The 13,053-nt window shown below is 68.5% G+C and carries 14 protein-coding genes; 11 read left to right on the forward strand and 3 right to left on the reverse strand.

Features of this window, described 5'->3' with window-relative positions; genetic code table 11:
* Positions 1-143: 143 nt before the first annotated feature.
* The 10 genes from ABFT43_RS02320 (at position 144) to ABFT43_RS02365 (ending at position 10,463) form a co-directional block, all read left to right on the forward strand.
* Entirely contained in the window at positions 144-1,400 is a 1,257-nt protein-coding gene (locus ABFT43_RS02320) for an ABC transporter substrate-binding protein (protein ID WP_168698336.1), read from the forward strand.
* Between the two features lie 27 nt (positions 1,401-1,427).
* Positions 1,428-4,196, forward strand: a complete 2,769-nt coding sequence (locus tag ABFT43_RS02325; RefSeq protein ID WP_347958785.1) for a branched-chain amino acid ABC transporter permease/ATP-binding protein — start codon at positions 1,428-1,430, stop codon at positions 4,194-4,196.
* Positions 4,193-4,921 (forward strand): ABC transporter ATP-binding protein, encoded by a 729-nt coding sequence (locus ABFT43_RS02330; RefSeq protein ID WP_347958786.1) that lies wholly within the window; start codon positions 4,193-4,195, stop codon positions 4,919-4,921. Before ABFT43_RS02325 ends, ABFT43_RS02330 begins: the two co-directional genes overlap by 4 nt.
* 155 nt (positions 4,922-5,076) lie before the next feature.
* On the forward strand, positions 5,077-5,865 hold the full coding sequence (locus ABFT43_RS02335; protein WP_109238196.1) for a 2-keto-4-pentenoate hydratase: 789 nt from the start codon (positions 5,077-5,079) through the stop codon (positions 5,863-5,865).
* A 36-nt stretch (positions 5,866-5,901) separates the two neighbouring features.
* Complete coding sequence (locus tag ABFT43_RS02340) at positions 5,902-6,807, forward strand: acetaldehyde dehydrogenase (acetylating) (protein ID WP_006898969.1); 906 nt, start codon at positions 5,902-5,904, stop codon at positions 6,805-6,807.
* Positions 6,804-7,898, forward strand: a complete 1,095-nt coding sequence (gene dmpG / locus ABFT43_RS02345) for a 4-hydroxy-2-oxovalerate aldolase (RefSeq protein ID WP_006898970.1) — start codon at positions 6,804-6,806, stop codon at positions 7,896-7,898. The genes ABFT43_RS02340 and dmpG overlap by 4 nt, the downstream gene beginning before the upstream one ends.
* A complete protein-coding gene (locus ABFT43_RS02350) occupies positions 7,885-8,724 on the forward strand; it encodes an SDR family NAD(P)-dependent oxidoreductase (RefSeq protein ID WP_347958787.1) in 840 nt (279 codons plus the stop codon). Before dmpG ends, ABFT43_RS02350 begins: the two co-directional genes overlap by 14 nt.
* 5 nt (positions 8,725-8,729) lie before the next feature.
* Positions 8,730-9,602, forward strand: coding sequence for an LLM class F420-dependent oxidoreductase (locus tag ABFT43_RS02355; RefSeq protein ID WP_347959249.1), 873 nt, complete (start codon positions 8,730-8,732; stop codon positions 9,600-9,602).
* An 11-nt stretch (positions 9,603-9,613) separates the two neighbouring features.
* Positions 9,614-10,144: a nuclear transport factor 2 family protein gene (locus ABFT43_RS02360; protein WP_347958788.1), complete on the forward strand. Its 531-nt coding sequence runs from the start codon at positions 9,614-9,616 to the stop codon at positions 10,142-10,144.
* 103 nt (positions 10,145-10,247) lie between these two features.
* Positions 10,248-10,463 carry a hypothetical protein gene (locus ABFT43_RS02365; RefSeq protein WP_347958789.1) on the forward strand — a complete coding sequence of 72 codons (216 nt, stop codon included), beginning with the start codon at positions 10,248-10,250 and terminating at the stop codon, positions 10,461-10,463.
* A 59-nt stretch (positions 10,464-10,522) separates the two neighbouring features.
* Here the strand turns inward: ABFT43_RS02365 and ABFT43_RS02370 are convergent, their stop codons facing one another.
* Positions 10,523-11,320 carry a VOC family protein gene (locus ABFT43_RS02370; RefSeq protein WP_347958790.1) on the reverse strand — a complete coding sequence of 266 codons (798 nt, stop codon included), beginning with the start codon at positions 11,318-11,320 and terminating at the stop codon, positions 10,523-10,525.
* Between the two features lie 99 nt (positions 11,321-11,419).
* Here ABFT43_RS02370 and ABFT43_RS02375 point away from each other — a divergent pair, with 99 nt between their 5' ends.
* Positions 11,420-12,004: a hypothetical protein gene (locus tag ABFT43_RS02375; protein WP_347958791.1), complete on the forward strand. Its 585-nt coding sequence runs from the start codon at positions 11,420-11,422 to the stop codon at positions 12,002-12,004.
* On the opposite strand, the gene ABFT43_RS02380 is transcribed toward ABFT43_RS02375, so the two are convergent.
* Entirely contained in the window at positions 11,979-12,515 is a 537-nt protein-coding gene (locus ABFT43_RS02380) for a C40 family peptidase (RefSeq protein ID WP_347958792.1), read from the reverse strand. The genes ABFT43_RS02375 and ABFT43_RS02380 overlap by 26 nt on opposite strands.
* Positions 12,516-12,657: 142 nt before the next feature.
* Complete coding sequence (locus ABFT43_RS02385; RefSeq protein WP_347958793.1) at positions 12,658-13,053, reverse strand: hypothetical protein; 396 nt, start codon at positions 13,051-13,053, stop codon at positions 12,658-12,660.

Here is a 13,053-nt window from a genome sequence, read left to right on the forward strand (position 1 = left end):
AACTGCCGTCTCCAAGGCTGCTCGGCGTCCGCTCATAATTCACTGCTCGCACCAAAGGGTGATGCGAATCACGCGGGCGGCTCGATGCGTCGGATGGATGTCCGGGCACCTGGCCTCGCGGTTCTTGTGAAGGAGTACCTGAAATGAAACTCGGTGGTCTGACTCGTCATCGACGAGCCATTGCCGGCCTGAGCGCCGTGGCCATGTTCGGCACGCTGGGCCTCACTGCGTGTGGCGGTGACGATTCCTCGGACAGCAGCGGGTCGACGGCGTCGACGACGTCTCTGCCCGGCGACGCTGCGCAGGGCGAACCCGTCAAGATCGGCTTCCTCTCGCCCGAAGGCGGTGCGGCGGTGTCGATCCCGGAGTACCGCGAGGGTGCTGAGGCCGCGGTCAAGTATGTGAACGAGAACGCCGGCGGCCTGGCCGGCCGTCCGGTCGAGCTGGTGGTGTGCAAGCAGCAGGAGGAGCCGACCTCGGCGACCAAGTGCGCGAACGAACTCGTCGAGAAGAAGGTCGCGGCGGTCGTCACGCCCGGCACCTCGATGGGCGAGGTCGTCGCACCGGTGATCACCGGGGCCAAGATCCCCTACGTCACCCTGAACGCGGTGTCGGCGGCCGAGCTCACCAATCCTGCGGTGGCCGCTCTCTCGGCCGGCCTGCCGGGCTCGCTGACCACCACCGCGACCGCGGCGAAGGACGCCGGACTCGGCAAGGTCACCATCTTCGCCAGTGACGGCGGCGGCATGGGCTCGATCGTCACGCAGATGGGCGCGCCGATCTTCCAGGCGCTCGGCGTCGAGCTCGAGGTCACGCCGATCCCGCTCGGCGTGCCGGACCCGAGCCCGATGGTGACCGCCGGTCTGTCGAAGAAGCCGGACGGCATCAGCGTCATCGCCGACGCGGCGACCTGCGCCTCCGTGCTCAAGTCGGTCCAGACCCAGGCTCCCGACGTCAAGAAGCTGCTCATCCCGACCTGCCTGGACCCGAACGTCACCAAGGTCGTCGGCATGGACGCGATCAAGGGCAACATCGGCATCACCGCGACCGATTACCTGTCGGATCAGCCTGATTCGGTTCTCTACCGCACCGTCATCACCGAATACGCTCCCGAGCTGTCGGTGACCGGCGCCGGATCGTCGGGCTACCAGGTCCTGCTGGGTCTGGTCCGCGCTGCCGACAACATCCAGGGCGAGGTCAACGCGGCCTCGATCGCCGAGGCGCTCAAGACGTCCAAGGACGTCGAGATGCCGGCCGGCGGCGGGATCACGTTCACCTGCAACGGCACCGCGTTCCCGCAGATGCCGTCGCTGTGCTCGTCGCAGATGCTCTACGGTCCGCTCAACGATGACGGCGTCCCGGTCGACCTGAAGCTCGCCGGCCAGAAGCCGTCCGCATAAGAAAGCCGACGGCACAGAGGATTTGACATGACAGACCATCTCTCCTATCTCGTACTCGGACTCGGCAACGGGGCGGTGTACGCGGCGATCGGGCTCGCGCTCGTGATGACGTTCAAGAGTTCGGGCGTCGTGAACTTCGCGACCGGCGCCATCGCGCTCTACACCGCGTACACCTATGTCCTGCTCAGGACGGGGGAGTTGATGGTCCCGATTCCGGGACTCCCCAAGACGGTCGACCTCGGTGGGCCTCTTGGGGTGTTCCCGGCCATGGGCATCGCGCTCGCGATCGCGGCGGTGCTCGGCATGCTCTGCTACGTGCTGATCTTCCGCCCGATGCGCAACGCCTCGGTGGTCGCGAAGGCGGTCGCGTCGATCGGCCTGATGATCGTGCTGCAGGCCCTGATCGCACAGCGGGTCGGCACGCAGATCCCCTTGGTGGAGCCCATCTTCCCGGTGAAGTCGATCTCGATCGGCGACACCGTCGCGCCCACCGACCGCCTGTGGCTGGCGGGCTGCATCATCGGACTCGCGGTCGTGACCACGATCGCCTTCCGCCACACCCGCTTCGGCGTCGCCACCGAGGCCGCCGCGGAGTCCGAGAAGGGCGCCTACCTGACCGGCCTGTCCCCGGACCGGATCGCGCTCGCCAACTGGGCGCTGTCGTCGGTGCTGGCCGGCCTGGGCGGCATCCTGATCTCGCCGATGGTCTCGCTGAACCCGGTGGCCTACACCATGTTCATCGTCCCGGCGCTCGCCGCCACCCTGGTCGGCAACTTCTCGTCCATCTGGCTGACCGTGATCGCGGGCATCGCCATCGGCGCGCTGCAATCGGAGGCCACGAATCTGCAGAACACCATCGACTGGCTACCGCAGACCGGTCTCTCCGAGGCGGTTCCGCTGATCCTGATCCTCGGCTTCCTCGTCCTCAAGGGGCGGCCGCTGCCCGACCGCGGGGCCGTGACGCGACAGGCCCTCGGCCGCGCGCCACGCCCCGAACGGATCGCCGTGCCGGTACTGCTGTCGGTGGCGGTCGCGGTGATCGCCCTCCTGACCACCAGCGGCAGCTACCGGGCCGCGGTCATCACCAGCATCATCTTCGGCGTCGTGGCGCTGTCGCAGGTCGTCGTCACCGGCTATGCGGGACAGGTGTCGCTGGCGCAGCTGACCCTCGCCGGCGTGGGCGCCTACTCGCTGTCGTCGCTCAACACCCATCTCGGCATACCGTTCCCGTTCGCGCCGATCCTCGCGGCGGTGTGCGCCACCGTGCTGGGCGTCGTCGTGGGCCTGCCGGCGCTGCGCGTGCGCGGTCTGCCGCTCACCGTCGTGACCCTGGCGCTGGCCGTCTTCTGCGAGGCCTTCTGGTTCCGCAACCCGTCCTTCAACGGCGGCTTCTCCGGCTCCCCGATCGACTCCCCGCGCATCTTCGGGATCGAACTCGGCATCGGCGCGGGCGAGGACCATCCGCGCAGCGCCTTCGGCATCCTCAGCCTGATCGTGCTCGTCGTGGTCGGACTCGGCGTCGCCTGGCTGCGCCGGAGCACCCTGGGCACCGACATGCTCGCCGTGCGCGCCAACGAACGCTCCGCCGCCGCAACCGGTATCGACGTCTCGCGGACCAAGCTGGCCGCGTTCGCCATCGGTGCCTTCATCGCCGGACTGGGCGGCTCGCTCCTCGGGTACCAGCAATCGCTGGCCACGGCCGAGTCGTTCACCGTCTTCCTCGGGATCAGCCTGTTCGCGATCATGTACATCGCGGGCATCACCTCGATCACCGGCGGCATCCTGGCCGGCATCATGGCACCCGGCGGCCTGCTCTACATCGTCCTCGACCGGTTCGCGAACATCGGCGAGTACTACACGCTGCTCAGCGGGGTGCTGTTGATCGTCTCGGTGATGGTCAACCCGGACGGCATCGCGAGCCGGTTGCCCCACATCCCTTGGCCTGCACTGCCCTTCGGTCGTCGTTCGGCGGCCGCCGGGACGGAGGAGACCCCACAGGCGGTCGCTCCGGTTGCTGCCGGGGACCGCAGCACACCCGTGCTGGCCGTCCAGAACGTGGGCGTCCGTTACGGCGCCGTCGTCGCGGCCGAGGGGGTCACCTTCGACGTGTATCCCGGCGAGATCGTCGGCCTGATCGGCCCCAACGGCGCCGGGAAGACCACGGTGATCGACGCGGTCACGGGCTTCGCCCCGTCGACGGGCACGGTGTCCCTGGAGGGCAAGGCGATCAGCACGCTCGGACCCCACCTGCGCAGCCGGGCCGGCCTGGGACGAAGCTTCCAGGACGTCGAACTCTACGACGATCTCTCGGTGGCGGAGAACGTCACCGTCGGCGCCAGCCGGTCGCGGTCCGACGTGCCGGTGAGCCGTCGCGTGGAACAGGTCCTGCACATGGTGGGACTCGACGACATGGCCGACGCCGAGGTCGCGACCCTGTCGCAGGGCCGGCGGCAGCTCGTGTCGGTGGCACGCGTGATGGCGGCCTCGCCGGCGATCGCGCTCCTCGACGAGCCCGCGGCGGGCCTCGACTCGGGCGAGAGCCAGTGGCTCGGCGAACGCCTGCGGCAGGCGCGCGACTCGGGCATCTCGATCCTGATGGTCGACCACGACATGGATCTGGTCCTCACCATCTGCGACCGGGTCGTGGTCCTCGACCTCGGAAAGGTCATCGCGACCGGAACCCCGGACGAGATCCGCAACGACGACGCGGTGATCCGCGCGTACCTGGGCATGCCGGTCGAGGCCGCAGCCGAACCCGATGCCGACACCGCGAGAGCACAGGAGGTCATGTCGTGAGCGTGCTGAAGGTCGACGGGCTGACGACCGGCTACGTCAAGCAGCGTCCGTGTGTCCGGGACGTCGACCTGTCGGTCGAACCGGGCGAGATCCGGTGTCTGCTCGGTCCGAACGGCGCGGGCAAGACCACGCTCCTGCTCGCACTCGCGGGCATGCTGCCCCGGTGCGCCGGCGAGGTCGAGGTCGGCGGGGTGGCCGTTCCCGGCGGCAACCCGCGCGCGGCCATCACCGCGGGAATGGTGCTGGTTCCCGACGACCGTGCGCTGTTCCGCCAGTTGCCGACCGTGCAGAACCTCCGCCTGGCGGTCCGGCAGCGGTCGCGGCGGGCCGCCGCGGTCGACGAGGTGATCGAATACTTCCCGTCGCTGGAGAAGCGCCTGCACGTCGACGCGGGCCGGCTCTCCGGCGGCGAGCAGCAGATGCTCGCGATCGGGCGCGCGATCGTCCAGCGCCCGAAGGTCCTCCTCATCGACGAGCTGAGCATGGGGCTCGCCCCCGTGATCGTCGACGAGATCCTCGCGGTGCTGCGTCGGCTGAGCCGTGAGACCGAGATGAGCGTCGTGCTGGTGGAACAGCACGTCCACCTCGCGCTCGGCGTGGCCGACCGGGCGAGCGTGCTGGTGCACGGCTCGGTCGTCATCGACGACTCCGCCGAGGCGCTGCGGGCCGACCCGTCGCGAATCGAGGCCGCCTACCTGGGGGCCGACGTCGACGCCGCGGTGTGACCGACGCTCCCGCTGAACGGACGGCGCGTCCCGGCGTGCGGGGTGTTCGTAGTGCAATCACGGGGGATCGACGACCGGTCGGCGGACAGCCGGTGTCGCAATACTGGAACCTGTTCTAAACTAGAACACGTTCACTTTCGGAAGGCGAGGAATCCATGGCGGTTGACCAGCAGGTTCGAGAGCAGATCGCCGCAGATCTGTGGAACGCGGAGCAGACGGCGACGGCGATCGACCGTCCCACCGACTCCCATCCCGACCTCGACGTGGTCGATGCCTACGAGATCCAGCTGATCAACATCCGCAAGCGGCTCGACGCCGGCGCGAAGGTGGCCGGGCACAAGGTCGGCCTCGCCTCCGAGGCGATGCAGAAGATGATGGGGGTCGACGAGCCCGACTACGGGCACCTCCTCGACGAGATGCAGTACTTCGAGGACACCCCGATCGACGCGAAGAAGCTGTGCTTCCCGCGCGTCGAGGTCGAGGTCGGGTTCATCCTCGGCGAGGACCTGCCGGGCGAGGGCTGCACCAACGAGGACGTCATCGCGGCGGTCGAGTGGGTGGTCCCGGCGATCGAGCTCATCGACTCGCGCATCAAGGACTGGAAGATCACGCTGTGCGACACGATCGCCGACAACGCGTCGTCGTGCGGCTGGATCCTCGGCAAGGAGCGTGTGCCGATCAGCGAGATCGACACCGGCGACATCGACGCGGTGCTGCACCGCAACGGCGAGATCGTCGCGAAGGGCAACTCCTCGGCGGTGCTGGGTCATCCGCTCAACGCGGTGTCGTGGCTGGCGCGCAAGGTCGACGGCTTCGGGGTGCGGCTGCGCAAGGGCGACGTCATCCTGCCGGGCACCGCGACCCGGGCCATCGACATCGCCTCCGGGGACCACTTCGTCGCCGAGTTCGCCGGACTCGGCTCGGTCACTCTCGATTTCACCTGATTCACCAGACTTTTCACGAGCACAAGGAGGGTTCACGTGGCGGCAAAGCTGACCGCGGCGATCATCGGATCGGGCAACATCGGCACCGATCTGATGTACAAGCTGGAGCGTTCGGAGGTCATCGATCCGCGATGGATGGTCGGTATCGATCCCGACTCCGAGGGGATGAAGCGCGCCGCCGACCACGGCCTCATCACCATGAGCGGCGGCGCGGACGAACTCCTCGCCTCGCAGGAGAAGCCCGACCTCATCTTCGAGGCGACCTCGGCCTACGTGCACCGCGAGTACGCGCCCAAGTACGAGGCGGCGGGGATCACCGCCATCGACCTCACCCCGGCCGCGGTCGGACCCGCAGTGGTCCCGCCGGCGAACCTGCGTGAGCACCTCGACGCCCCCAACACCAACATGATCACGTGCGGCGGCCAGGCCACCATCCCGATGGTGCACGCGGTCAGTTCGGTCGTCCCGGTTCCGTACGCGGAGATCGTCGCATCGGTCGCATCCGTGTCGGCGGGTCCGGGCACCCGCGCGAACATCGACGAGTTCACCCGCACCACGTCGAAGGGCATCGAGACGATCGGCGGTGCCGACCGCGGCAAGGCCATCATCATCCTGAACCCGGCCGACCCGCCGATGATCATGCGCGACACCATCTTCTGCGCGATCCCCGAGGATGCCGACACCGACGCGATCGCCGAGTCGATCCACAAGCGGGAGAAGGAGATCCAGGAGTACGTGCCGGGTTACCGGCTGCTGCAGGAGCCGCAGTTCGACCCGCCGAGCGTCATCAACGGCGGTTTCGCCCGCGTGTCCATCTTCGTGGAGGTCGAGGGCGCGGGGGACTTCCTGCCGCCCTACGCCGGAAACCTCGACATCATGACCGCCGCCGCCACCAAGGTCGGCGAAGAACTCGCCAAGAAGAAGTTGGGAGTCCCCGCATGAGCACCAACGTCGCCCCCAGGCAGCACGACCCGAAGCTGATGGCGAACGCGCGCAAGTTCTCCGACGAACTCGACATCCGCGTCACCGACTCGTCGCTGCGCGACGGCAGCCACCACAAGCGGCACCAGTTCACCGAGGAAGAGGTGCGCGCGATCGTCGGCGCCCTCGACGAGGCCGGCGTGCCGGTCATCGAGGTGACCCACGGTGACGGACTCGGCGGCTCGTCGTTCAACTACGGCTTCTCCAAGACCCCGGAGCAGCAGCTCATCGCGGCCGCGGCGGACACCGCCAAGCGCGCCAAGATCGCCTTCCTCATGCTCCCGGGCCTCGGCACCAAGGACGACATCCGCGCCGCGCAGGACAACGGCGGCCAGATCTGCCGCATCGCCACCCACTGCACCGAGGCGGACGTGTCGATCCAGCACTTCGGCCTCGCCCGCGACCTCGGCCTCGAGACCGTCGGCTTCCTCATGATGAGCCACAGCCAGCCGCCGGAGGTCATCGCCAAGCAGGGCCGCATCATGGCCGACGCCGGCTGCCAGTGCGTCTACGTGGTCGACTCCGCGGGCGCCCTCGTCCTCGAGGACGTGACACTGCGGGTGGAGGCGCTGCGTGCCGAGCTCGGCGACGACGCGCAGATCGGCTTCCACGGCCACGAGAACCTCGACATCGCGATCGCCAACTCCATCCACGCGATCCGCGCGGGCGCCCAGCAGATCGACGGTTCGGTCCGCCGCTTCGGCGCCGGTGCGGGCAACACCCCGACCGAGGCCCTCGTCGGCGTGTGCGACAAGCTCGGCATCAAGACCGGCATCGACTTCATGAAGATCGCCGACGCGGCGCAGGACGTCGTCCGCCCGGCGATGCCGACCGAGTGCCTGGTTGACCGTCCGTCGATGATGATGGGCTACGCGGGCTGCTACAGCTCGTTCCTCAAGCACGCCGAGAGCCACGCGGAGCGGTACGGCGTCTCCGCGGCGGACATCCTCATCGAGGCCGGCAACCGCAAGCTGGTCGGCGGCCAAGAGGACCAGCTCATCGACATCGCGCTCGAGCTGAAGAAGAAGCAAGACGCGAATGCCGGGGTCTGAGCTCACGTCGGGGGAGTCGACGGGGTTCGATCCGGGCAGGTACGGCCCGTGGGCGGTGATCGCCGGCGGTTCGGAAGGGGTGGGTGCGTCGTTCGCCCACCAGCTCGCCGACGCCGGCGTCAACGTCGTGCTCATCGCCCGCAAGCCGGGACCCCTGCAGGAGACCGCGGAGGCGGTACGGGCCAGGGGAGTGCAGGCGGCGACCCTCTCGCTCGACCTGACCGAGCCGGCGGCGATCGATGAGATCGTCTCGGCGACCGAGGATCTCGACGTCGGCCTTCTGATCTACAACGCCGGGGCCAACACCTACGGCGCCGACTTCGTCGACGGCGACCTCGCGGGGTTCCAGAAGGTCATCGACCTCAACATCACCGCGCAACTCGCGCTCGTCCAGCACTTCGGCCGCCGGTTGAAGGATCGGGGACGGGGCGGGCTGCTGCTGGTCGGTTCGATGAGCGGCTACCTCGGTGGTCGTCACCTGTCGGTCTACGGCGGGGTCAAGGCCTTCGGGCGGGTCTTCGCCGAGTCGCTGTGGCTGGAACTGCGGGAGCACGGGGTCGACGTCCTCGAACTCGTCCTCGGCGTCACGCGCACCCCGGCGATGGAACGTGCCGGGCTGAACTTCGGCGGAGCGTTCAAGGCCGACGAACCCGACGACGTCGCACGGGAGGGGCTCGAGCACCTCGCCGACGGTCCGGTCTGGATCACCGGCGGCAACGCGCGGCGCGCCGAGAAGATCAACGGCCCCGACCGGCGGGGCCTGATCCTCGCCCAGCACGAGGCGATGGCGAAGCTGTTCCCGCAGAAGGCGGACGCTGCCCGTTGAGTTCTCTGCGCCTCGGCCTCACCAGCCCGATCGTCACCCGGCTGCCCGGCGTCGCCGGCGGCTGGGAGGCGAGCGCGGGAATCGCCGAACTGGCCGACATCGCGGTTGCCGCAGAGGAACTCGGCTTCGAGTACCTGACCTGCAGCGAACACGTCGCCGTGCCCACCGGGGTCGCCGCACAACGCGGCGGCACCTACTGGGACCCGCTGTCGACCTTCGGTTTCCTGGCCGCACGCACCCGGCGAATCCGGTTCGTCACGCAGGTTCTGGTGCTCGGCTACCACCATCCGCTGGAGATCGCCAAGCGATACGGCACCCTCGACGCCGTCAGCGGGGGACGGGTGACTCTCGGTGTCGGAGTCGGTTCTCTCCGTGAGGAATTCGAGTTGCTCGGCGCCGAGTTCGCCGGTCGCGGTGCCCTGGCCGACGACGCCCTCCGGGCGTTGCGCGCGTCGTTGTCGGTGCCCGAGCCCGAATATGAGGGTTCCGCGTACCGGTATGACGGGATGCTCGTCGAACCCCATGCGGTGCAGGATCACGTCCCTATCTGGGTGGGCGGGCGCTCGATGCGGTCGCTGCGGCGTGCAGTGGAACTCGGCGATGGATGGGTGCCGTTCGGCCTGGGACGCAGGCAGCTCGCCGAGATGCTCGATTCGGTGTCGCTGCCCGACGGTTTCGAGGTCGTGCTCCCGGCGGGGCCGCTCGACCCGACCGACGCCGACACGGCGGGCTACGCACTGGAGAAGACGAGGCAGGCCGGTGCCACGATCGTCGGCGTGACCCTCCGGGCGTCGTCGGCCGACGACTACGTCCACAAGCTGCGTCGCCTCGCCGACCTGGCGGGGCTCCGGCCCACGGAGAAGACGGCGCCACGGTGAAGGGGTGACGGATGGGATCTCTGGAGGACAGGATCGCCCGGCTCGAGGCCACGGTCGCCACGCTCGCGGACGAACGGGAGATCACCCGGCTCGTCACCGCTTACGGACCGCTCGTCGACAGCGGCGACGCCGACGCGGTTGCGCAGCTGTGGACCCCGGACGGCGTCTACGACGTCGACGGCCTGTACATGGAGGGGCGTGACGACATTGTCGCCATGGTCCGCTCGGAGGCGCACCAGGGACTGATCGCACGCGGCTGCACCCACCTGCAGGGCGCGGTGCACGTGAACCTGCACGGTGACGAGGCCCTCGCCGCCAGTCACTCGCTGCTGGTGGTCGCCGTCGATGGCAAGGGCTTCCGCGTGCTGCGGGCCACCGCCCACCACTGGCGGTTCGTGCGCACCGACGCCGGCTGGAAGGTCGCACGCCGCACCAGCCGGACCCTCGACGGGAACCCTGACGCCCACCGGCTCCTCAACGCCGGTGCACACGGGGTCGACCTCGCGGCAGACCTTCCCCGCAGGTCAGCCGAAGACGGTTGACGCACCCGGTTCCGCTCCTACCATCGATGGCACACCAGAAGGTCGAGCTCGGACCGATGGTGCCGAGCATCAAACCCGATGGAGTCGCACCGAAGGAGTCGTGATGGCAGCCGAGGAACCCTGGACCATCGATGCCGCGAATGATGCGGACATCGCCGAACAGACGATCCCGGTCGATCCGTCCGACCTGGACCCCGAGGCACCCGTCGTGGACGAGATCCCGACGCCCGGCCTCGAGGTGGACCCTGCCGACCTGGTCGAGCAGTCCATCCCGGCCGGCCTCGACGACCCCGACGAGTACCCGCCGGAGGACGAGTAGCGCGGAATCGGTAGAAGTCAGCGGGATATGGCGCCGATGACTTCTACCGATCGCCGGCCTCACATCCCTGCCGGCGGATGTCCCAGGCAGATCTGCGCGCCAGTCGGATCCTTGATCGCGGCGAGGGTGCCGTACGGCGTCTCCTCGCCGGGCATGAGGATCTCCCCGCCGAGTGACTCCACCTGCTTCACCGTCGCCGCGACGTCGTCGACGGTGATGTAGACCTGCCAGAACGACGGCACCTCGGCCGGGTACATCGAGGCCGAGTCCATGATCCCGGCGTAGGACATCTCGCCGAAGAAGATCTGAGCGTAGCGGTCGGGGCCCACTGCGTCGGGATCGCCGCCGGTACCGACCTCCTCGATACGTGCGCCGAGGACCTTCGTGTAGAAATCGACCGACTTCGCGAAATCCTTGGAGTGTGTCTCGAACCAGTACGGGGTGCCGTGGACGCCGTACTCGGAGTAGCCGGTGTGCTGGTTCGGCTGCCAGAATCCGATGGCGGCGCCCGCGGGATCGACCGCGACCATCATCGTGCCCTCGGCCCCTATCTCCATCGGCGGGAACATGACGCTGCCGCCGGCCACCTCCACGGCCTGCGCGGTGGCCGCGGCGTTCTCGGTGTGGAGATAGACCGCCCAGACATCGGACGGTCCGCCGGCTCCCTCGATCACCGGGCTCAGTCCGGCGACGCGCCGGCCGTTCCGTGTGAAGTTGCGGTAGCCGCCCATCTGCTCGTCGGGCGCCTCCGCTTCCCAGCCGAAGATCTCGCCGTAGAAGCGCTCCGCCTTCGCGGTGTCGCTGCTCGTCAGGTCGAACCAGATCGGCGCCCCGGACGGGGCTGCGTACTCGGCCATGTCGTGTCCTCCCGGTGGAACTCGTGTCGTTGTCACAGGTCTGACATCGAGCGTCCCGCAAACTCATCGCGACGGGGCCGGGATGGCAACCTTGATGCCATGACGACACAACGGGGCATCGTCGAGCGGCTACGTGCGTGGGTGTGGCCCGCCGCCCTCGCCGGTGGACTCCTCCTGGTGTTGTTCGCCCAGGTGGAGTGGGGAAGCACCGACGAGGGCGTGCAACCGTCCATCACCGGTCTCGGACGCGTCACGGTTCCGGGGGCGAGCGATGAGGACGTGGCCTTCTTCTTCGAGGACAACACCGAGCGGCCGGGTCTGACGGTCGTCGTGGCCGGTGTCGTCATCGCGGTGATCGCCGCGTCGGCGTGGCGGAGGGAGCGCCTGCGCCCGGCGGCGATCGGTCTGATCGGGGTGGCGTCGATCGTCGTGCTCGTGGTCGGCGTCCGGACGATGACCGACCCGGCCGCCCACCTGTTCTCCGATCGGGTGGCACAGGCTCTCGATCTCGAACTCCCGACGATGGACCCGGGTTACGGACTGATCGGGACCGTGGTGGTCCCGATCGCGCTCCTCGTCATGGTGGTGTTCGGGATCGCCGGCCTGGTGTGGCCGGCGCGGGCGACCGGGTCGGCTCATCCCACCGACACCGGGCCGGTCAGCCGATACGACGAATCGTCTTGATGTAGCCGAAGTCCTTCAGCTTGGTGAAACCGGTCGGGACGCCGCTGCCGTAGGCGTTGAACACCAGCCCGCCGCCCGCGTAGATGCCGACGTGACCGGCGTCGCGGCGGAAGATGATGATGTCGCCGGGGGCGAGCGCGTAGAACGGGATCGCGTGCCCGACCTTCGCCTGCTGCTGGCTGGTGCGGGGCAGCTTCACGCCGGCCACCGAGAACGCCCATTGGACCAGGCCCGAGCAGTCCCAGGAGTGCGGGCCGGTGCCGCCCCATCTGTACGGCTTGCCGATCTGGGTCATGGCCGCACCGAGCGCGGTGATCCCCGCGGGCGTGGGCACGGGAAGGTAGATCGGCACCGATCCCGTCGAGTCACTGGACCCGGAGCTGGAACCGATCGCCGCGGCCCGGCCCGCGTCGGCGAACGGCGAACCGATGAACGGCACGCCGACGGACAATGCGGCCGAGAGAGCAACTACACAGGTGACTCGCCTCGCGCGAGTACGCAAATCGGGCATGTCGAAAACCTTGGCGGATTGGCACCGGGCCTGTCGCCATTAGTTTTCGACGTGTGATGAAGGTGTGATCATTGTGATGCTTGGGGCGAATGATTATTGGTGTGATCAGAGATCACTCATAGACGATCGCCGTGAATTCGTCTCACCAATAACCGTCGGGATCGGATTCGGGCGATTCCGCAGGGATGATCCCCTCTGCGACCGCGTGGTCGATGCTCGCCGACAGGCGCACACAGGTCGGCATCATCGCGCCCGGCAACAACGGTCCGTTGCCGTCCACGCCGGCGCGCATCTGGTCGAGGCCCTGGCACCTGCTGCGGGCCTCGGCGTTCCACTGCACCGTGGTGTGGAACGGACTGGTCTTCTTCACCAGGACGCACGCATGGCAGGCGCGGCACTCGATCTCGTGGAACCCGGCGGCCAGATAGTGCTCGCGGTCGCGCTGCGTCGCAGCGTGAACCCGGGCCGCACGCTCCGGATCGTTGCTGAAATCCGGCGCCTTGGCCCATCCGCGCGTCCGTGCTGCGGCCCGGGTCAT

It is taken from the genome of Gordonia aurantiaca, assembly GCF_039939235.1.
Taxonomy (GTDB): Bacteria; Actinomycetota; Actinomycetes; order Mycobacteriales; family Mycobacteriaceae; genus Gordonia.

Coding starts and splice junctions, on each gene's coding strand:
- ABFT43_RS02320 (WP_168698336.1), top strand. CDS start 144: ATGAAACTCGGTGGTCTGACTCGTCATCGACGAGCCATTGCCGGCCTG.
- ABFT43_RS02325 (WP_347958785.1), top strand. CDS start 1,428: ATGACAGACCATCTCTCCTATCTCGTACTCGGACTCGGCAACGGGGCG.
- ABFT43_RS02335 (WP_109238196.1), top strand. CDS start 5,077: ATGGCGGTTGACCAGCAGGTTCGAGAGCAGATCGCCGCAGATCTGTGG.
- dmpG (WP_006898970.1), top strand. CDS start 6,804: ATGAGCACCAACGTCGCCCCCAGGCAGCACGACCCGAAGCTGATGGCG.
- ABFT43_RS02350 (WP_347958787.1), top strand. CDS start 7,885: ATGCCGGGGTCTGAGCTCACGTCGGGGGAGTCGACGGGGTTCGATCCG.
- ABFT43_RS02360 (WP_347958788.1), top strand. CDS start 9,614: ATGGGATCTCTGGAGGACAGGATCGCCCGGCTCGAGGCCACGGTCGCC.
- ABFT43_RS02365 (WP_347958789.1), top strand. CDS start 10,248: ATGGCAGCCGAGGAACCCTGGACCATCGATGCCGCGAATGATGCGGAC.
- ABFT43_RS02370 (WP_347958790.1), bottom strand. CDS start 11,320: ATGGCCGAGTACGCAGCCCCGTCCGGGGCGCCGATCTGGTTCGACCTG.
- ABFT43_RS02375 (WP_347958791.1), top strand. CDS start 11,420: ATGACGACACAACGGGGCATCGTCGAGCGGCTACGTGCGTGGGTGTGG.
- ABFT43_RS02380 (WP_347958792.1), bottom strand. CDS start 12,515: ATGCCCGATTTGCGTACTCGCGCGAGGCGAGTCACCTGTGTAGTTGCT.
- ABFT43_RS02385 (WP_347958793.1), bottom strand. CDS start 13,053: ATGACCCGGGCCGCAGCACGGACGCGCGGATGGGCCAAGGCGCCGGAT.